Below are 18,622 nucleotides of genomic sequence, written 5' to 3'. Positions count from 1 at the left end.
GTCGATTGCCTGAATGTTTGAAATGACCCCGCATTGTACGGGGGCGAGACGAAAGCGTACAGGATGCCCCAGGGCGCTCGGCTTGTCAGCCAAGAAAAAGCCCGGCAGATGCCGGGCTTCTTAAGGTGCGGGGCATTGCAAGCCGGGGCTTACAGGATGCTCAGCGGGTACTCGACGATCAGACGCAGTTCGTCGATCGATGCGGAACCGTAGTAGACGCCATCGGCGGAGCGGTAAGTGGCCTGGCGGACACGGAAGCTCAGGTCCTTGGCCGGACCTTCCTGCAGGACGTACTTGACGTCGATGTCGCGTTCCCATTCCTTGCCGTTGGTGGTGCCTTCGACGTGAGCACCGGTACCACGGGCGTAGCGGGTCATGAAGGTCAGGCCTGGAATGCCGTACTCGGCGAAGTTCAGGTCGTAGCGAGCCTGCCAGGACTTCTCGCCTTCGGCGTTGAAGTCGGAGCGGGCGATGGAGTTGGCGAGGAAGATGGTGCCGCCGCCGTCTACGCCATAGGCGTAGTCGCCGTCACCGGTGACCTTCTGGTAGGCCAGGGTGAAGGTGTGAGCACCAACGTTGTAGGCGCCGGACAGGCTGAATGCACGGTTATCCAGTTTGTCGCCATCGAAGGCGCGTACCTTGCCTTCGCCATCGCTCTTGGTGTCATAGATGTTGAAGTCGAACACCAGGCCTTGTTTGTCGGACAGCGGCAGTGCCCAGTTGACGTTGGCGTAGTATTTACGCCAGTAGTCTTCGACTTTGGAGTAGTAGAGGCTGGTGCTCAGGCCGTCGGTCACGGCATAGGTGCCACCGAAGACGTTCGCTTCGGTCAGACCCGGGTTCTTGATGCCGAGGTTGTTACGACCGCCGATGCTGTCCTTGTAGCTCTGGGCTTGTGCGTCCAGGCGGGTGAAGTGACCGGCGTTCAGCTCCAGGCCTTCGATCTCCTTGCTGGTCAGCAGGAAGCCTTCGGCGGCTTCCGGCAGCAGGCGGCTATCGTCAGTGGCGAAGACTGGCAGCGAGGTGAACTGGCCGCCGAACTTGAGGACGGTGTTCGAGATGCGTGCTTTGACGGCACCGTAGCCCTTCGAATAGGAATCTTCCGGGCGACCTTCGGAGTCGACAGGGAACAGGCCGGTGTTGGTGGTGCCACGACCGCCGTCGAGCTTGATGCCCAGCAGGCCGATAGCGTCGACACCGACACCAACGGTGCCCTGGGTGAAGCCGGATTCGAAGGTGCCGATGAAGCCTTGGCCCCACTCGGCGCGACGGCTCTGTTCGTCGCTTGGGTTGTTGCGGAAGTCACGGCTGAAATACAGGTTACGCAGCTTCACGTTGAGCTTGCTGTCGTCAACGAAGCCTTTGGAGTCATCCTGCGACGACGCCATTGCCAGTCCAGAAGTCCCCGCTGCAACAGCCAGGGCGATCATGCTCCACTTCATCACGCGCATCGTGATTTGCTCCTTTGGTTTTAGGAAGAGTACCGCTGCGCCCAAGTGTTTTAGTTATATGGGGCAGCTCTTTCTTTTTATGTCGGCGAAAATGTATATCACGCTGACTGTACTTGGCGACATGAAAAACGGAACCTTTCGGTAAGTTTACGGTCGTGTCGCTTTTGGCTATTTCCATGTCGCAAATCACGTCCCGCTACAGGCGGGCCGTACACCCCAGCGCTGCTTCGAAGTCCGTCACGATTCCGTAAAGAATGGCTGTGTACTCGAAGCTCCCTGGTGAATCCCTTGTCGCTGTTGTTATTTGTCGCGTTCACCGGCTAATGCAGGTGCCGTGCCGACTTAGCGTAAAAAGAATGCAACAAGCGTGCACAAAAACGATCAGTGTTGATGAATTTTTCACAAATGCCCGCAAAGCGTCCTGAAACCTCCGGAAACACTGGGTTCAGGTGCTTTGAGGGTATAACGCGATGTTGATTATCGTTTGCAAAATAAAGCTGGCTTGAAAGTCAAGGTGTTACCGCTGACTGTTGATGCTGAGTAGTTTGTACCAGGCGGGTATGACAGGTGTATTTTTCGTTGCTTCATTTTGGTGCGAAAAGTAGCGCAGTGTTACCGCTTGTGGCGCGTACGTCTCGGTCGGGGGCGGACAAGTGAGTGGGTCGTGTCGTGGGCTCTGCAAGCAAGGTATCCTTGCGCTCCACCCGCGTTCGAGTCGGGTCGTGTCATTCGATGGAGGTTTGCCGTGTTTGTCCTGGATTCGCGTCTGCAGCAGGATTCCCTGGTGCTGGGGGATTTCCCGTTGTCCCGTCTTTTGCTGAGCAAGGATGCCAACTACCCCTGGTTCATCCTGGTGCCGCGCCGTGCTGATGTCAGCGAGCTGTTCCAGCTGGATCTGGCCGACCAGCAACAACTGTGGAAGGAAACCACTTTGCTCGCCGAGGCGCTCAAGGGCGAATTCCTGGCTGACAAGATGAATGTCGCCACGCTGGGTAATGTCGTCAGTCAGTTGCACATGCACGTTGTGGTGCGTCATCGCGGCGATGCGGCGTGGCCCGCGCCGGTGTGGGGCAAGGTGCCTGCGCTCGACTACGCGCCCGCGCAGGTCGATGCAATCCGCCAGCGCCTGCGTGGGTTGGCGCTTGAAGGTTTCGAGGAGGCCTGAGCCATGTCACTGGAAGCGAGAATCGTCGAGCTGGAGATGCGCCAGGCGTTTCAGGATGACATCCTTCAGGCGCTCAGCGACGAAGTGGCCGGGCAGAACCGACTGATCGAGCGTCTGCAGTTGCAGATCGCCGAACTGATCAAGCGTCATGAGGAGATGGTCGGCCAGTACGAGGCCGGAGGGGAGGAGCCTCCACCGCCTCATTATTGAGGTGATGGAGGCGGGTGGTCAGCGGCGTGAAACCGCGACCACGTCTTCGGCTTGCAGGCCTTTGTCGCGATGCATTACCGAGAACTCCACGCGCTGGCCTTCGACCAGGACGCGATGGCCTTCGCCGCGGATGGCGCGAAAGTGCACGAAGATGTCATCGCCGGAGTCGCGGGAGATGAATCCGAAGCCTTTCGAGGTATTGAACCACTTCACGGTGCCGGTATCGCGCTTGCTGGCATCTTGCGGGCCCGCCTGGCTGGCGCGTGACTTGCGCCCGCTGCGGGCGAAGCCGGCGGCCAGGTGCAGGGCGGCTGCCAGTGCCGCGCAGAGCAGCGCCGACAAGCTGCCGAGCTCGGGGCGGGCAAGGACGGTGATGGTTTGCAGGATCACCGCCAGCACCAGGAGTGCGCTGGCCAAGTGTTGCAGTTGCTGGCGGGCGCCGCGGTAGTAAAGCGGTACAACCGGTGCCAGGACCAGGTTGAGCAGGCCCAGGAGTACCAGGTAAACCGCTTCGGGTTGTTGCAGGAAGGGTGTGGCGTCGGTTTTGAGGCTGGGTATGAACGACAGCAGCAAAGCCGCAACGCCCGTCACCAGATGGACGATCTTGAACATTGGGTTGGCTCACATATTTGGATAAGGCCGATCACAGGAAGAGCTGGCAGCACGGTGCGCATGAGGTATGGAGCGCGATCACGTGACTGTTCAGCCTATGCACCCGGCATTAACAGTCCGCACGGGTGGCACCCTGCCTATTTAACAGCAAAGCCAGGGGGTTCTCAAACCGCAGGGGTGGTCAGGCGATGTGTTGTCTTGTGTCACATGCAGCCGTCTGCAAGTCTTGGTACAGTGTTTTCGCCCGCTTGATCGTCAAGCCTTATGGAAAGGGGAGATTCATGGCAATCGATATCGGTATCAGCGAAGAAGATCGCAAGTCCATCGTCGAAGGGTTGTCCCGCCTGCTGTCGGACACCTATGTGCTGTATCTGAAAACCCACAACTTCCACTGGAACGTTACCGGTCCGTCGTTCCGAACCCTGCACCTGATGTTCGAAGAGCAGTACAACGAACTGGCCCTGGCAGTCGACTCGATCGCCGAACGCATTCGAGCGCTGGGATTCCCGGCGCCGGGTTCCTATGCATTCTATGCGCGCCATTCCTCGATCAAGGAGGAAGAGGGGGTGCCCGCTGCCGATGAAATGATCCGCCAGCTGGTCCAGGGGCAAGAGGCGGTGGTGCGCACGGCGCGCAGCATCTTCCCGGTGGTGGACAAGGTCAGTGACGAGCCGACGGCCGACCTGCTCACCCAGCGCATGCAGGTGCACGAAAAGACCGCCTGGATGCTGCGAGTGCTGCTCGACGGCAAATAATGATGCGCCGGCCTATGGCCAGGCTGGTCCATCAAGCCCGGTGTCGCCTTGCGATACCGGGCTTTTTCATTATGGGGAAACCCTTGCTGCTGCTCTGCGACGCCGGAACGGCGCTTCATTGAAGCACCCTCGACCTTGTTGTGCGGGGTATGAAGTGATCGCAATCAAGGAGCAGAACCATGGCGCAAGCAAGCAGGCACGGCGGTTGGCCAGGCAGGGATTGTCAGGATCCGTTCAGGGGGGATTTCGACATGTTGCAGGTCGTACCGGTCTCGCGGTCTGTAAGGCTCAATGGTTTTGCCACGTGCCTTCGGCTCGAGGCGGTCTACTGGCGTATTCTGGAGCGTATCGCCGAGGCCAATCGCTGTTCGGTGAGCGCTGTGCTGTCCTACGTCGATCGAGAGGTGCACCTGCGACAGGGTGGTGTGCGTAATTTCAGTGGGCTGATTCGCGTCATCTGTGTGGCCTGGTTACTTGATCCGCCGAGTACACACTGATCGCCGGGCGGGCTGCACAGCACTCCTTAACCATATATAATCCCGCTTTTTGCTGCCCCGGCAGCCAGCGTTGTGGTTGACGAGAGACCTCCATGCCCCTTTATGACTATCAATGTGCTTCCTGCGACCACCGCATGGAGGTGTTGCAGAAAATCAGCGCCGCGCCATTGACCGATTGTCCGGCATGCCAGGCGCCGGCCCTGAAGAAACTGCTGTCGGTACCCGGCTTTCGCCTGAGTGGCAATGGCTGGTACGAGACCGACTTCAAGACCGGGGCGAAGAAGAACCTGGCCGGCGACAAGGCCGACTGAGTTGAATTGCAGCGACAGGGTCTTGCACTATTAGCCCTCAGGGCGGACAAGACCTCCACCGAATACACGAATCACGAGAAGCGAAACCACGATCATGATGCGCAGCCATTATTGCGGCCAACTGAACGAGAGCCTGGACGGCCAGGAAGTCACCCTTTGCGGCTGGGTCCATCGGCGTCGCGACCACGGCGGGGTGATCTTCCTCGACATCCGTGACCGCGAAGGCATGGCCCAGGTCGTGTTCGATCCGGATCGCGCCGAAACCTTCGCCGCCGCCGACCGCGTGCGCAGCGAATACGTGGTGCAGATCACCGGCAAGGTGCGCAAGCGCCCGGACGGTGCGGTGAACGCGAACATGGCCTCCGGCGCCATCGAGATCCTTGGCTACCAGCTGAACGTGCTCAACGAAGCCGAGACCCCGCCATTCCCGTTGAACGAATACTCCGACGTCGGCGAAGAAACCCGCCTGCGCTATCGTTTCATCGACCTGCGTCGCCCGGAAATGGCCGACAAGCTGCGCCTGCGTTCGCGCATCACCAGCAGCATTCGCCGCTTCCTCGACGAGAACGGCTTCCTCGACGTCGAAACGCCGATCCTGACCCGTGCCACTCCGGAAGGCGCGCGCGACTACCTGGTGCCCAGCCGCACCCATGCTGGCAGCTTCTTCGCTCTGCCGCAGTCGCCCCAGCTGTTCAAGCAACTGCTGATGGTGGCCGGCTTCGACCGCTACTACCAGATTGCCAAGTGCTTCCGCGATGAAGACCTGCGTGCCGACCGCCAGCCGGAATTCACCCAGATCGACATCGAGACCAGCTTCCTCGACGAGTCCGAGATCATGGGCCTCACCGAGAGCATGATCCGCAAGCTGTTCAAGGAAGTGCTCGACCTCGAGTTCGGCGACTTCCCGCACATGACCTTCGAAGAAGCCATGCGTCGTTATGGCTCCGACAAGCCGGACCTGCGCATCCCGCTGGAACTGGTCGATGTTGCCGATCAGCTCAAGGACGTCGACTTCAAGGTCTTTGCAGGTCCTGCCAACGATCCGAAGTGCCGTGTCACTGCCCTGCGCCTGCCGGGCGGCGCTGCCATGCCGCGCAGCAAGATCGACGAGTACACCAAGTTCGTCGGCATCTACGGTGCCAAGGGCCTGGCGTACATCAAGGTCAACGAGCGCGCCAAAGGCGTCGAAGGCCTGCAGTCGCCGATCGTCAAGAACATCCCTGAGGCCAACCTCAACGTGATCCTCGATCGCGTCGGCGCGGTCGATGGCGACATCGTGTTCTTCGGGGCCGACAAGTTCAAGGTCGTCAGCGAGGCCCTGGGCGCGCTGCGTATCAAGCTGGGTCACGACTTCAACCTGCTCACCTGCGAGTGGGCACCGATGTGGGTCGTCGACTTCCCGATGTTCGAAGAGAACGAAGACGGCAGCTTCACCGCGCTGCACCACCCGTTCACCGCACCCAAGTGCACCCCTGAAGAGCTGGAGGCCAACCCGGCCACCGCCTTGTCGCGTGCCTACGACATGGTGCTCAACGGCACCGAGCTGGGTGGCGGTTCCATCCGTATCCACCGTAAAGAGATGCAGCAGGCAGTCTTCCGTCTGCTGGGTATCGAGGCGGCGGAACAGGAAGAGAAATTCGGCTTCCTGCTCGACGCCCTGAAGTTCGGCGCCCCGCCACATGGTGGTCTGGCCTTCGGCCTGGATCGTCTGGTCATGCTGATGACCGGCGCCCAGTCGATCCGCGAAGTGATCGCGTTCCCGAAAACCCAGAGCGCTGCGTGCGTCATGACTCAGGCTCCGGGCCTGGTCGATGCCAAGGCTCTGCGCGAGCTGCACATCCGTCTGCGTGAGCAGACCAAGGTCGAGTAACCGACCGCAGGCGCCCCGAAGTCGGGGCGCTTCGCGTTTGCGCGCAGGATTTTCCGCGTTCCGCCCTTCGGGGCGGAACCTGTTTCTGTTTCAAGGATTTGGAGTCGTTATGGCCGGTCATTCCAAGTGGGCGAATATCAAGCACCGCAAAGAACGCCAGGATGCCAAGAGAGGCAAGATCTTCACCAAGTGGATCCGCGAACTGACCGTCGCTGCCAAGCAGGGTGGTGGTGATCCGGCCTCCAATCCCCGGCTGCGGTTGGCGCTGGACAAGGCGCTGGGTGCCAACATGAGCCGCGACATCATCGATCGTGCGGTGGCGCGTGGGGCTGGCACCAACGAAAGCGACAACGTCGAAGAGCTCAGCTACGAGGGTTACGGCCCCGGTGGCGTGGCGATCATGGTCGAGGCCATGACCGACAACCGCAACCGCACTGCAGCAGCCGTGCGTCATGCCTTCACCAAGTGTGGCGGCAACCTCGGTACCGATGGCTCGGTGGCTTATCTGTTCGAGCGCAAGGGGCAGATCAGCTTTGCACCGGGCGTCGAGGAAGATGCGCTGATCGAGGCGGCCATGGAAGCCGATGCCGATGATGTGGTCGGCAATGACGATGGCTCCTTCGACGTCTTCACGTCTTTCAACAGCTTCTACGCCGTGCGTAACGCGCTGGAAGAGGCAGGCTTCAAGGCTGCCGACGCGGAAATCGTCATGCAGCCGACCACCAGCGCTGAGCTGGATCAGGACGGCGCGGAGAAGGTGCTCAAGCTGATCGATATGCTCGAGGACCTGGACGACGTGCAGAACGTCTACTCCAATGCGCAGATCTCCGACGAGATCATGGAAAAACTCGGCTAAGGTTTTCCTTGGTCTTCGGGGCCTCTTCGCGGGTCAGTGAAATGTGTAAAGAACCGCAGGCTTTATGACGCTGATTCTTGGTATCGACCCCGGTTCGCGAATCACCGGTTATGGTGTGGTACGCCACACGCCTCGGGGGTGCGAGTACGTGGCCTCCGGTTGCATCCGCACCGGTGGTGGCGAGTTGCATGAGCGACTGCAGATCGTGTTTCGCGGCGTCAGCGAGGTGATTCGCCTGCATGGCCCCGTCACCATGGGCATCGAGCGGGTGTTCATGGCGCGCAATGCCGACTCGGCGCTCAAGCTTGGCCAGGCCCGCGGTGCAGCCATCGTCGCTGCCGCCGAGGCGGGCCTGGAGATCGCCGAATACACCGCCAGCCAGGTCAAGCAGTCGGTGGCCGGTACGGGCGGGGCGAACAAGGATCAGGTCATGCTGATGGTCATGCACCTGCTCAAGCTGACGCAGAAGCCGCAGATCGACGCCTCCGACGCCTTGGCCATCGCCCTGTGCCACGCCCATACACGCTCCAGCCTGGTGCCCCACGGCCTGGCCACCGCACGCCGGCGCGGTGGGCGCTTGCGTCTGTAACAGCTTCATGCCCTGATACATATTTTGTCCGGGTGACACGCTCACCCGCCGCATTTGCTGATAGGGTTGTCCGGTCTCCGACCAGACGCCCGAGAGAAAGGATCGGAACGTGATTGGACGTTTGCGTGGCACCCTGGCGGAAAAACAACCGCCGCACCTGATTATCGATGTCAATGGCCTGGGCTATGAGCTGGAGGTGCCGATGACGACGCTGTACCGCCTGCCCAAGGTCGGCGAAGCGGTGACGCTGCATACTCATCTGGTTGTGCGCGAAGACGCCCACCTGCTCTATGGCTTCTTCGAGAAGCGCGAGCGCGAGCTGTTCCGCGAGCTGATCCGTCTCAATGGCGTCGGCCCGAAGTTGGCTTTGGCGTTGATGTCGGGTCTCGAGGTCGATGAGCTGGTGCGCTGCGTGCAGGCCCAGGATGCGTCGGCTCTGGTGCGCGTACCCGGTGTCGGCAAGAAGACCGCCGAACGCCTGCTGGTCGAGCTCAAGGATCGTTTCAAGGCCTGGGAAACCTCGCCTGCGATGTTCACCCTGGTGTCCGATGGGCCACTGCCGGTGGCCAGCACCTCCAGCGCCGAAGCCGATGCAGTCAGCGCCCTGATCTCGCTGGGCTACAAACCTCAGGAAGCCAGCAAGGCGGTGTCGGCGATCAAGGACAAGGCGAGCATGACCAGCGAGGAACTGATTCGCCATAGCCTCAAAGGGATGATCGTCAAGTGATCGAAGCCGACCGCCTGATCGCCGCCAGCGGGCGCGACCGCGAAGAGGTCCAGGACCGTGCCATTCGTCCGTTGAGCCTGGACGAGTACATCGGCCAGCCGGTGGTGCGCGAGCAGATGGGCCTGTTCATCCAGGCCGCCCGCGGCCGCAACGAGTCCCTCGATCACACCTTGATCTTCGGTCCGCCCGGTCTGGGCAAGACCACCCTTGCCAATATCATCGCCCACGAGATGGGGGTTTCGGTCAAGAGCACTTCCGGCCCGATCCTCGAGCGCCCGGGTGATCTGGCGGCAATGCTGACCAACCTCGAACCGCACGACGTGTTGTTCATCGATGAAATCCACCGCCTGTCGCCTGTGGTCGAGGAAGTACTCTACCCGGCGATGGAGGACTTCCAGCTCGACATCATGATCGGTGAGGGGCCTGCCGCACGTTCGATCAAGCTCGACCTGCCGCCGTTCACCCTGGTCGGTGCGACCACCCGGGCCGGCATGCTCACCAACCCACTGCGTGATCGTTTCGGGATCGTCCAGCGCCTGGAGTTCTACAGCAACCAGGACCTGGCGACCATCGTCAGCCGGTCGGCGAACATTCTGGGGCTTGCCATCGAAGACAAGGGCGCTTTCGAGATCGCCCGTCGCGCCCGCGGTACGCCACGGATCGCCAACCGCCTGCTCCGCCGCGTGCGTGACTACGCCGAGGTGCGTGCGAAGGGCCAGATCACCAAGGAAATCGCCGACAAGGCATTGAACCTTCTGGACGTCGACGAGCGCGGTTTCGACCATTCCGACCGGCGTCTGCTGCTGACCATGATCGAGAAGTTCGATGGCGGACCGGTAGGCGTGGACAACCTGGCGGCTGCGATCAGCGAAGAGCGGCACACCATCGAGGATGTCCTCGAACCGTACCTGATCCAGCAGGGCTACATCATGCGTACGCCGCGTGGTCGTGTGGTCACCCGGCACGCCTACCTGCATTTCGGCCTGAACATTCCGGGGCGCTTTGCCGAGGGCGGAGAATTTTCTGATCCTGACGATGAGTGACAGATCGAATCGGGGTTTTCGTGGTCCTAGCGCTGGCACTTTGCGACAGCGCTGGCAATACGACATTTCCCCTGAAAAAACAGTTGCCGGGGCGGATTGGCAAGCTGAGGAGTAAGCACTAGAGTATGCGCGCGCAAAATCGGCAGGACCCGTTCGCTCACCGTTGTCGCGTCTATTACGAGGATACTGACGCAGGCGGGGTGGTGTACTACGTCAACTACCTGAAATTCATGGAGCGTGCACGCACCGAAAGGTTGCGGCACCTGGGGTTCTCCCAGTCCGAGCTGGCGGAACAGAATCTATTGTTCGTCGTCCACTCCAGCGAGGCACGCTACCACGCGCCGGCACGGTTGGACGATGCGTTGCGGGTAACCGCACAAGTACTTGAATTGAATCGCGCCAGCCTGCGCTTCGTGCAGCAGGTCTGGCGAGAAGCGGATGAAACGCTGCTTTGCGAAGGGCAGTTCCTGGTGGCCGCCGTGCGCGCCGACACTTTCAAACCCCGGGCCATTCCCCCTGAACTGCGCGACGCTTTCATGGCGGACGGCACGGGTACTCAATCGAACGCAGGAGAATAAGCGTGGAAGCAAACGTCGTCGACCATACCTCCATGTGGAGCCTGGTCGCCAATGCCAGTGTGGTGGTTCAGCTGGTAATGCTGACTCTCGTGGCAGCCTCGGTGACCTCTTGGATCATGATCTTCCAGCGCAGCACCATGCTGCGCGCCGGTCGTCGTGCACTGGACGCTTTCGAAGAGCGTTTCTGGTCGGGCATCGACCTGTCCAAACTGTATCGTCAGGCCGGCAGCAACCCTGATCCGGACTCGGGTGTCGAGCAGGTCTTCCGCGCCGGCTTCAAGGAATTTTCGCGCCTGCGCCAGCAGCCGGGCGTCGATCCTGATGCGGTCATGGAAGGCGTGGGACGCGCCATGCGTGTAGCCATCTCCCGCGAGGAAGAGAAGCTCGAGCAGAGCCTGCCGTTCCTGGCCACCGTCGGTTCCACCAGCCCGTACATCGGCCTGTTCGGTACCGTATGGGGCATCATGAACTCCTTCCGCGGCCTGGCCAGCGCCCAGCAGGCCACCCTTGCCACCGTGGCACCCGGCATTGCCGAGGCACTGATCGCCACCGCGATCGGCCTGTTCGCCGCGATCCCGGCAGTCATCGCCTACAACCGCTTCGCTGCACGCAGCGAAACACTGATCGGTCGCTACTACACGTTCGCCGATGAGTTCCAGGCGATCCTGCACCGCAAAGTACACACCAGCGAAGAGTGATCAGGTAGACATCCATGGCCCGAGTTCGCCACAAACGCAAGCCGGTCGCCGAGATGAACGTGGTGCCCTACATCGACGTGATGCTGGTGCTGCTGGTCATCTTCATGGTGACCGCACCCATGCTCAACCAGGGCGTGAAGGTCGACCTGCCCAAGGTTTCCAGCGAAGCCTTGCCGCAGGACAACAACGTCCAGATCCTCACCATCTCGATCAAGGCCGACAAAACCTACTACTGGAACCTCGGTAGCGAAGTCGATACCGACAAACAGATGGACAAGGCGATGACCCTGCCGGAAATGACCAACGCGGTGACCAAGATCATCGCTGCCGGCCGCGACCAGGGCAAACAGACCCAGGTGTTCATCCGGGGTGACAAGGCCGTCGACTATGGCGCGGTCATGGGCGCCATGGGCGGGTTGCAGAAAGCCGGTGTCGGTAACGTTGGCCTGATTACCGAGGCGCCCTGATGCAACAGCGAGAGCCATCCGCCTCGGAAAGCTACTTCTGGCCCAGCGTCTGGGCCATTGGCCTGCATGTGCTGGTGTTCGGCCTGCTGTTCGTCAGCTTCGCCATGACGCCTGAACTGCCGCCGTCCAAGCCGATCGTCCAGGCTACGCTCTATCAGCTCAAGTCAAAGAGCCAGGCGACCACCCAGACCAATCAGAAGATTGCCGGGGAAGCCAAGAAAACGGCTTCACGCCAGACTGAAGTCGAGCAGATGGAGCAGAAGAAGGTCGAGCAGGAAGCTGTGAAGGCCGCGGAACAAAAGAAAGCCGACGCCGCTCAAAAGGCCGAGGAAGCTCGCGAGGCCGCCGAAGCCAAGAAAGCCGAGGACGCTGCCAAGGCTGCCGAGGCGAAAAAGGCCGCCGAGCAGAAGAAGGCCGAGGAAGCGAAGAAGCAGCAGGCTGATATCGCCAAGAAGAAGGCAGAAGACGAGGCCAAGAAACAGGCCGAGGAAGAAGCGAAGAAAGCTGCGGCCGAAGAGGCGAAGAAGAAAGCCGCCGAAGACGCCAAGAAAAAAGCAGCCGAGGACGCCAAGAAGAAAGCAGCGGCGGCCGAGGAAGCGAAGAAGAAGGCAGCCGAAGAGGCCAAGAAGAAGGCCGCTGCGGATGCACAGAAGAAAAAGGCACAGGATGCAGCCCGCAAGGCGGCTGAAGACAAGAAGGCTCAGGCCCTGGCCGAGTTGCTGTCCGACACCACCGAGCGTCAGCAGGCACTGGCCGACGAGCAAGGCGACCAGGTGGCGGGTGATTTCGACGACCTCATCCGCATGCGTGCGGCCGAAGGTTGGGCGCGTCCGCCATCCGCGCGCAAAGGCATGACGGTAGTCCTGCAGATCAACATGCTGCCGGACGGCACGATCACCAATGTGAGCGTGGCCAAGTCCAGTGGCGACGGTCCGTTCGACAGCTCGGCCGTGGCCGCGGTGAAGAACATTGGCCGGTTGACTGAAATGCAGGGCTTGAAGCCGAACGAGTTCAATCCGTATCGTTCGTTCAAGATGACATTTACACCTGAGGATCTAGCGTTGTGATTAAACGTCTGAGAGGACTGCTGGTCATGCTCTGCTGCGTGGCAGGCATGGCCGTGGCAGAGGAAAAGAACATCCTGGTCACCAGCGGCAGCGACCGGGCCACGCCCATCGCGGTAGTGCCGTTCGGTCTGCAGGGTGGCAGCGTGCTGCCGGAAGACATGGCCGACATTATCGGCAACGATCTGCGCAACTCCGGCTACTACGCGCCCATCCCGCGGCAGAACATGATCAGCCAGCCAACCCAGGCCAGCGAAGTCATCTTCCGTGACTGGAAAGCGCTGGGTGCCCAGTACGTGATGGTCGGTAGCATCGTGCCGTCCGGTGGTCGCCTGCAGATCAGCTACGCGCTGTTCAACGTTGCGACCGAGCAACAGGTGCTGACCGGCAGTGTCGGTGGTGGCGTCGATCAACTGCGCGACATGGCGCACTACATCGCTGACCAGTCGTTCGAGAAGCTCACCGGTATCAAGGGTGCGTTCTCCACTCGCATGCTGTACGTGACCGCCGAGCGTTTCTCGACCAACAACACCCGCTACACCTTGCAGCGTTCCGACTACGACGGTGCCCGTGCAGTGACGCTGCTGCAGTCGCGCGAGCCCATCCTGTCGCCGCGTTTTGCGCCTGATGGCAAGCGTATCGCCTATGTTTCGTTCGAGCAGAAGCGTCCACGTATCTTCGTCCAGCACATCGATACCGGTCGCCGCGAGCAGATCACCAACTTCGAAGGCCTCAACGGTGCACCGGCCTGGTCGCCCGATGGCAATCGCCTGGCGTTCGTGCTGTCCAAGGACGGCAACCCGGACATCTATGTGATGAACATGGGTTCGCGTCAGATCAGCCGTGTCACGGCAGGCCCTGGTATCAATACCGAGCCGTTCTGGGGCAAGGATGGCAACACGCTGTACTTCACCTCCGACCGTGGTGGCAAGCCACAGATCTACAAGACGTCGGTGGGTGGCGGTGGCGCCGAGCGTGTCACTTTCGTTGGCAACTACAACGCCAACCCGAAACTGTCGGCGGATGAAAAGACCCTGGTAATGATCCATCGCCAGGAAGGTTTCACCAACTTCAAGGTGGCTGCCCAGGACTTGCAACGGGGAAGTGTAAAGATTCTTTCTGAAACGAGTCTTGATGAGTCTCCCACTGTTGCGCCTAACGGCACCATGCTAATCTACGCCACCCGCCAGCAGGGCCGGGGAGTCTTGATGCTCGTGTCGCTTAACGGCCGTGTGAGGCTCCCACTTCCTACCGCTCAAGGCGAAGTCAGAGAACCGTCCTGGTCCCCCTACCTGAACTGATTGCGGCGTAACAATTTTGCTTAACACACTGGGGTTTCATTAGGAGTTTCACGATGGAAATGCTGAAGTTTGGTAAATTCGCTGCGCTGGCTCTGGCCATGGCCGTAGCTGTAGGTTGCTCCTCCAAGGGCGGTGACAACGCTGGCGAAGGCGCTGTTGACCCGAACGCTGGCTATGGTGCAAACACCGGCGCTGTCGACGGTTCCCTGAGCGAAGAAGCCGCCCTGCGCGCAATCACCACCTTCTACTTCGAATACGACAGCTCGGATCTGAAGCCAGAAGCCATGCGCGCCCTGGACGTTCACGCCAAGGACCTGAAAGCCAACGGCAACCGCGTTGTTCTGGAAGGTAACACCGACGAGCGCGGTACCCGCGAGTACAACATGGCTCTGGGCGAGCGTCGTGCCAAGGCCGTTCAGCGCTACCTGGTTCTGCAGGGCGTTTCCCCTGCTCAGCTGGAACTGGTTTCCTACGGCGAAGAGCGTCCAGTTGCTACCGGCAACGACGAGCAGTCCTGGGCTCAGAACCGTCGCGTAGAACTGCGTAAGTAAGTTCTTATGCGTATGTGCCGTCGTGTTGTAACCGTCCTCGCCCTCAGCCTGCCGCTTTCTGCGTGGGCTGCGGTTCCTGTAGTTGATGACAACGGAGGCAGTTATCCGCCTTCGGGTTATGGCACGAGCGGCGCCTATGCCGGGGCAGGGGCTTCGGCCCCTGCTTCTGCACAGGGTCAGCTGTTCCTGCAACTGCAACAGATGCAGGACCAGATTTCCCGTCAGCAAGGCATCATCGAAGAGCTGCAGAACGATGTGTCGCGCATGAAGCAGGAAAACCTGGAGCGATACCAGGATCTGGACCGCCGCATCAACAGTGGTGCCGCACCAGCCGCTACACCCGATAATTCCTCCACCGGTGGCGCATCCGACGCCGCAGGTGCCGCTGCCGGCGCAAGCGCTGCGCAGCAACCGGCTGCCAATGGCGAGCCGGCCGATCCGGCGAAAGAAAAGCTGTTCTACGATGCTGCTTTCGATCTGATCAAGCAGAAGGACTTCGACAAGGCCAGTCAGGCCTTCAGCGCCTTCCTGCGCAAGTATCCCAACAGCCAGTACGCCGGCAACGCGCAGTACTGGCTGGGTGAGGTCAACCTCGCCAAAGGCGACCTGCAAGGCGCCGGCCAGGCCTTCGCCAAGGTCAGCCAGTTGTACCCCAAGCACAGCAAGGTGCCTGACTCGCTGTACAAGTTGGCCGATGTCGAACGTCGCATGGGCCATACCGACAAGGTCAAGGGCATCCTGCAGCAAGTCATCACCCAGTACCCTGGCACCTCCGCCGCGCAACTGGCCCAGCGTGACCTGCAGAAGCTCTGAACTGCACCGCTTGAAAGAAACCCGCGCCTGGCGCGGGTTTTTTCGTTAGAATCTCTGCCCTTTTTTCGTAAACACGCTGTTGCGGATAACGCTATGTCGAGTCTGCAGCAGTGCCTGACGGAGGCGGTCAGCCTGTATAGCTGTCACGCCCGTGGCGACCATGCAAGACACATTACGTATCACCGAAGTCTTTTACTCGTTGCAGGGTGAAACGCGAACGGCTGGCTTGCCCACCGTGTTCGTGCGTTTGACCGGCTGCCCGCTGCGCTGCCAGTACTGCGACAGTGCCTACGCATTCAGTGGCGGCACACTGCGTACCCTCGACGACATTCTCGAGCAGGTCGCGGGCTTTCGTCCGCGCTATGTCTGCGTCACTGGGGGCGAACCGTTGGCCCAGCCCAACGCATTGCCTTTGCTTGAGCGCCTGTGCGATGCGGGCTATGAGGTTTCGCTGGAGACCAGCGGCGCGCTCGACATCTCGCGGGTAGACACGCGCGTCAGTCGCGTGGTCGACCTCAAGACCCCCGGTTCGGAAGAGGTTCACCGTAACCGCTACGAGAACATCGAACACCTGACGAGCAATGATCAGGTCAAGTTCGTCATCTGCTCCCGCGAGGACTACGACTGGGCAGTGTCCAAGCTGATCCAGTACAACCTCGAAGGACGGGCAGGTGAGGTCCTGTTCTCGCCCAGCCACCATCAGGTGAGCGCCAGCGACCTGGCCGACTGGATCGTCGCCGACAACCTGCCCGTGCGTTTCCAACTGCAACTGCACAAGTTGCTGTGGAACGACGAACCGGGCCGCTGATCAAGAGAGTGATGACATGACTGAAAAACGTGCGGTAATCCTGCTGTCTGGCGGCCTGGACTCGGCCACTGTGGTCGCCATGGCCAAGGCCGAGGGCTACAGTTGCTACACCATGAGCTTCGATTACGGCCAGCGCCACCGCGCCGAGCTCAACGCCGCTGCGCGGGTGGCTCGCGATCTGGGCGTGGTCGAGCACAAGGTCATTGGCTTGAACCTTGATGGTATTGGCGGTTCGGCCCTCACCGACAGCAGCATCGATGTGCCTGAAGCACCTACCGAGGGTATTCCGGTCACTTATGTACCGGCGCGCAACACCGTATTCCTGTCGTTGGCGCTGGGTTGGGCGGAAGTGCTGCAAGCTCGTGACATCTTCATTGGCGTCAACGCTGTTGATTATTCGGGTTACCCCGATTGTCGCCCGGAGTTCGTCGAGGCCTTCGAGCGCATGGCCAACCTGGCTACCAAGGCGGGTGTGGAAGGGCAGGGGTTCCGCATCCAGGCGCCACTGCAGAACCTGAGCAAGGCGCAAATCGTCGAGGCCGGTATTGCCCGTGGGGTGGACTACAGTCTGACGGTTTCCTGCTATCAGGCAGATGATGATGGCCGCGCCTGCGGCAAGTGCGACAGCTGCCGCCTGCGGGCGGAAGGCTTCAAGGCCGCAGGTGTGGCCGATCCGACACGCTATTTTTGAGAAATTTTCGATGGAGTGTTGATTTCCTCTGAGAAATCAGTAATATACGCGCCATCCAACGGGTCGTTAGCTCAGTTGGTAGAGCAGTTGGCTTTTAACCAATTGGTCGTAGGTTCGAATCCTACACGACCCACCATATTCACAGCGGTTCGCATGTATTGAGACCACTGTACGAAAAGCCCGCCTTATGGCGGGCTTTTTCGTTTGCGTCTCCGTGGTTCATGCCGGGTTCAACCAGCGTGTGCAGATCGGGGGAGCGTGACAACAAGCAAGCCTTGCAAATGACTTTAAAATGTTATGTTATAACCTTAAATTTGATCAGCTTTTTGTCGACACGAGTGCCCCTCCGCCATGGACAGACGCACCTTCCTGCAGCTGCTGTTTGCCGGCTGTACCTTGCCTGTCAGCCGCCTGGTGCTGGCAAATACCGCCGAGCAGGTTCGCGGTGCAGTATTGCGCCAGGCGGCAGAGGGCACGACCCTGCTGCTGGACCTCAGTGGCCCGATACCCGCCCGCACTTTCACCCTCGAAGCGCCGCCGCGGCTGGTTCTTGACCTGCAAGGCGCGGGGCTGGCGACTTCGCTTGATGGGCTGGCCCTCAAGGGCACGCCAATCAAGGCAATTCGCAGTGCAGCGACTGCAGACGGCGGCTTGCGCATTGTGCTTGATCTGCGCTCACCGGGGATTTCCGGCGAGCTGCAGACGCTCGCCCGCGGTCGGCAGTTGGCCCTGCGTCTTGGCGGATTGCCAGTTGCGGCCGCAGTGCCGACGGGCAAGGCTGTCGGGAATAGGGCGCCGCCGCAGGGGCGTGACCTGTTGATCGTCATCGACGCCGGTCACGGCGGCAAGGATCCAGGTGCCGTCGGCAGTGGCGGCGAGCAGGAAAAGCTCGTCGCACTGGCCATCGCCCGCCTGCTGGCGCGCCGCATCGATGCGCAGAAGGGCTTCAAGGCTCGCCTGGTGCGCAATCAGGACGTATTCATCCCGCTGCGCAAACGTGCCGAAATGGCCCAGCGGCTGAACGCCGACCTGTTCATTTCCGTGCATGCCGACGCGGCGCCGAGGCGCACCGCATCCGGTGCCTCGGTGTTCGCCCTGTCCGAGCATGGTGCCACCTCGACAGTGGCGCGCTGGATGGCACAACGTGAGAACGATGCCGATTTCGTCGGGGTGTCCAGCGTGTTGAAAAAGCCGCCCAAGGATCCGGTGGTGGCTGGCGTGCTGCTGGACATGTCGATGAACGCGACCATCTCCACCAGCCTGGACCTGGGGCATTCGGTGCTGGGCCAGCTCGAAGGCGTGGCTGGTCTGCACCAGGCCCGGGTGGAGCAGGCCGGTTTCGCGGTGCTCAAGTCGCCCAGCGTGCCTTCGATCCTGGTGGAAACTGGCTTCATGTCCAATGCCCGGGATTGCCAGCGGCTGCAGGATCCACGGCATCAGCGCAAGGTCGCCGAGGCGATTTTCGCCGGGCTCGACAAGCACTTCCGCCGGCGTGCCCCCGATGGCAGCTACCTGGCCGCGCTCGCCGCGTACCGCCTGGCCGAGCCTGGCGCCCAAGGCTGAAG

22 protein-coding genes and 1 tRNA gene are annotated in these 18,622 nt (G+C 60.8%); 21 read left to right on the top strand and 2 right to left on the bottom strand.

The features are described from left to right. Nucleotides 1-149: 149 nt before the first annotated feature. Entirely contained in the window at nucleotides 150-1,451 is a 1,302-nt protein-coding gene (locus tag ACNFHO_RS07145; protein ID WP_063545880.1) for an OprD family porin, read from the bottom strand. A gap of 745 nt (nucleotides 1,452-2,196) precedes the next feature. Between ACNFHO_RS07145 and ACNFHO_RS07140 the strand changes: the two genes are divergently transcribed. Together ACNFHO_RS07140 and ACNFHO_RS07135 are read left to right on the top strand one after the other, a co-directional pair. Beyond that, nucleotides 2,197-2,616 (top strand): HIT family protein, encoded by a 420-nt coding sequence (locus ACNFHO_RS07140; RefSeq protein WP_063545879.1) that lies wholly within the window; start codon nucleotides 2,197-2,199, stop codon nucleotides 2,614-2,616. A gap of 3 nt (nucleotides 2,617-2,619) precedes the next feature. Next, nucleotides 2,620-2,826 (top strand): SlyX family protein, encoded by a 207-nt coding sequence (locus ACNFHO_RS07135; protein ID WP_416765766.1) that lies wholly within the window; start codon nucleotides 2,620-2,622, stop codon nucleotides 2,824-2,826. Between the two features lie 18 nt (nucleotides 2,827-2,844). Here the strand turns inward: ACNFHO_RS07135 and ACNFHO_RS07130 are convergent, their stop codons facing one another. After that, complete coding sequence (locus ACNFHO_RS07130; RefSeq protein ID WP_151925075.1) at nucleotides 2,845-3,438, bottom strand: cold shock domain-containing protein; 594 nt, start codon at nucleotides 3,436-3,438, stop codon at nucleotides 2,845-2,847. Between the two features lie 281 nt (nucleotides 3,439-3,719). On the opposite strand from ACNFHO_RS07130, the gene ACNFHO_RS07125 reads away from it, so the two are divergent. The 19 genes from ACNFHO_RS07125 (at nucleotide 3,720) to ACNFHO_RS07035 (ending at nucleotide 18,620) form a co-directional block, all read left to right on the top strand. Continuing rightward, nucleotides 3,720-4,193, top strand: coding sequence for a Dps family protein (locus tag ACNFHO_RS07125; RefSeq protein WP_023381917.1), 474 nt, complete (start codon nucleotides 3,720-3,722; stop codon nucleotides 4,191-4,193). A gap of 179 nt (nucleotides 4,194-4,372) precedes the next feature. Further along, nucleotides 4,373-4,690: a ribbon-helix-helix domain-containing protein gene (locus ACNFHO_RS07120; RefSeq protein ID WP_054891004.1), complete on the top strand. Its 318-nt coding sequence runs from the start codon at nucleotides 4,373-4,375 to the stop codon at nucleotides 4,688-4,690. A 92-nt stretch (nucleotides 4,691-4,782) separates the two neighbouring features. Further along, nucleotides 4,783-5,001, top strand: coding sequence for an FmdB family zinc ribbon protein (locus ACNFHO_RS07115; protein WP_063545878.1), 219 nt, complete (start codon nucleotides 4,783-4,785; stop codon nucleotides 4,999-5,001). 94 nt (nucleotides 5,002-5,095) lie between these two features. Next, entirely contained in the window at nucleotides 5,096-6,871 is a 1,776-nt protein-coding gene (gene aspS, locus ACNFHO_RS07110) for an aspartate--tRNA ligase (protein WP_054891002.1), read from the top strand. Nucleotides 6,872-6,980: 109 nt separating this feature from the next. Then, the gene (locus tag ACNFHO_RS07105) at nucleotides 6,981-7,727 is read left to right on the top strand and encodes a YebC/PmpR family DNA-binding transcriptional regulator (protein WP_054891001.1); all 747 of its coding nucleotides are present in this window, start codon (nucleotides 6,981-6,983) and stop codon (nucleotides 7,725-7,727) included. Between the two features lie 64 nt (nucleotides 7,728-7,791). Beyond that, entirely contained in the window at nucleotides 7,792-8,316 is a 525-nt protein-coding gene (ruvC, locus tag ACNFHO_RS07100; protein WP_054891000.1) for a crossover junction endodeoxyribonuclease RuvC, read from the top strand. Between the two features lie 109 nt (nucleotides 8,317-8,425). After that, nucleotides 8,426-9,043, top strand: a complete 618-nt coding sequence (gene ruvA / locus ACNFHO_RS07095) for a Holliday junction branch migration protein RuvA (RefSeq protein WP_054890999.1) — start codon at nucleotides 8,426-8,428, stop codon at nucleotides 9,041-9,043. Continuing rightward, complete coding sequence (gene ruvB / locus ACNFHO_RS07090) at nucleotides 9,040-10,086, top strand: Holliday junction branch migration DNA helicase RuvB (RefSeq protein ID WP_054890998.1); 1,047 nt, start codon at nucleotides 9,040-9,042, stop codon at nucleotides 10,084-10,086. Before ruvA ends, ruvB begins: the two co-directional genes overlap by 4 nt. A 125-nt stretch (nucleotides 10,087-10,211) precedes the next feature. Next, nucleotides 10,212-10,664, top strand: a complete 453-nt coding sequence (ybgC, locus tag ACNFHO_RS07085) for a tol-pal system-associated acyl-CoA thioesterase (RefSeq protein WP_054890997.1) — start codon at nucleotides 10,212-10,214, stop codon at nucleotides 10,662-10,664. A gap of 2 nt (nucleotides 10,665-10,666) precedes the next feature. Next, nucleotides 10,667-11,362 carry a protein TolQ gene (gene tolQ / locus ACNFHO_RS07080; RefSeq protein WP_054890996.1) on the top strand — a complete coding sequence of 232 codons (696 nt, stop codon included), beginning with the start codon at nucleotides 10,667-10,669 and terminating at the stop codon, nucleotides 11,360-11,362. 14 nt (nucleotides 11,363-11,376) lie between these two features. Beyond that, on the top strand, nucleotides 11,377-11,829 hold the full coding sequence (tolR, locus tag ACNFHO_RS07075; RefSeq protein ID WP_054890995.1) for a protein TolR: 453 nt from the start codon (nucleotides 11,377-11,379) through the stop codon (nucleotides 11,827-11,829). Continuing rightward, nucleotides 11,829-12,896 carry a cell envelope integrity protein TolA gene (gene tolA, locus ACNFHO_RS07070; protein WP_054890994.1) on the top strand — a complete coding sequence of 356 codons (1,068 nt, stop codon included), beginning with the start codon at nucleotides 11,829-11,831 and terminating at the stop codon, nucleotides 12,894-12,896. Before tolR ends, tolA begins: the two co-directional genes overlap by 1 nt. A gap of 26 nt (nucleotides 12,897-12,922) precedes the next feature. Next, nucleotides 12,923-14,194, top strand: coding sequence for a Tol-Pal system beta propeller repeat protein TolB (gene tolB / locus ACNFHO_RS07065; RefSeq protein WP_054890993.1), 1,272 nt, complete (start codon nucleotides 12,923-12,925; stop codon nucleotides 14,192-14,194). A gap of 53 nt (nucleotides 14,195-14,247) precedes the next feature. Continuing rightward, nucleotides 14,248-14,745 (top strand): peptidoglycan-associated lipoprotein Pal, encoded by a 498-nt coding sequence (pal, locus tag ACNFHO_RS07060; RefSeq protein ID WP_023381906.1) that lies wholly within the window; start codon nucleotides 14,248-14,250, stop codon nucleotides 14,743-14,745. Nucleotides 14,746-14,751: 6 nt separating this feature from the next. After that, complete coding sequence (ybgF, locus tag ACNFHO_RS07055) at nucleotides 14,752-15,558, top strand: tol-pal system protein YbgF (RefSeq protein ID WP_063545875.1); 807 nt, start codon at nucleotides 14,752-14,754, stop codon at nucleotides 15,556-15,558. A gap of 160 nt (nucleotides 15,559-15,718) precedes the next feature. Beyond that, nucleotides 15,719-16,366 (top strand): 7-carboxy-7-deazaguanine synthase QueE, encoded by a 648-nt coding sequence (gene queE, locus ACNFHO_RS07050; protein ID WP_372822229.1) that lies wholly within the window; start codon nucleotides 15,719-15,721, stop codon nucleotides 16,364-16,366. Nucleotides 16,367-16,382: 16 nt separating this feature from the next. Next, nucleotides 16,383-17,057 (top strand): 7-cyano-7-deazaguanine synthase QueC, encoded by a 675-nt coding sequence (gene queC, locus ACNFHO_RS07045; RefSeq protein WP_054890991.1) that lies wholly within the window; start codon nucleotides 16,383-16,385, stop codon nucleotides 17,055-17,057. A gap of 60 nt (nucleotides 17,058-17,117) precedes the next feature. Next, nucleotides 17,118-17,193, top strand: a tRNA-Lys gene (locus ACNFHO_RS07040). Between the two features lie 215 nt (nucleotides 17,194-17,408). Continuing rightward, nucleotides 17,409-18,620, top strand: a complete 1,212-nt coding sequence (locus ACNFHO_RS07035; protein ID WP_112898995.1) for an N-acetylmuramoyl-L-alanine amidase — start codon at nucleotides 17,409-17,411, stop codon at nucleotides 18,618-18,620. Nucleotides 18,621-18,622: the final 2 nt, after the last annotated feature.

It is taken from the genome of Pseudomonas sp. NY15374 (assembly GCF_048068255.1).
Lineage (GTDB): Bacteria > Pseudomonadota > Gammaproteobacteria > Pseudomonadales > Pseudomonadaceae > Aquipseudomonas > Aquipseudomonas machongensis.
Note: the sequence above shows the minus strand (reverse complement) of the source record. Positions and strands in the feature narration are given on the sequence as shown.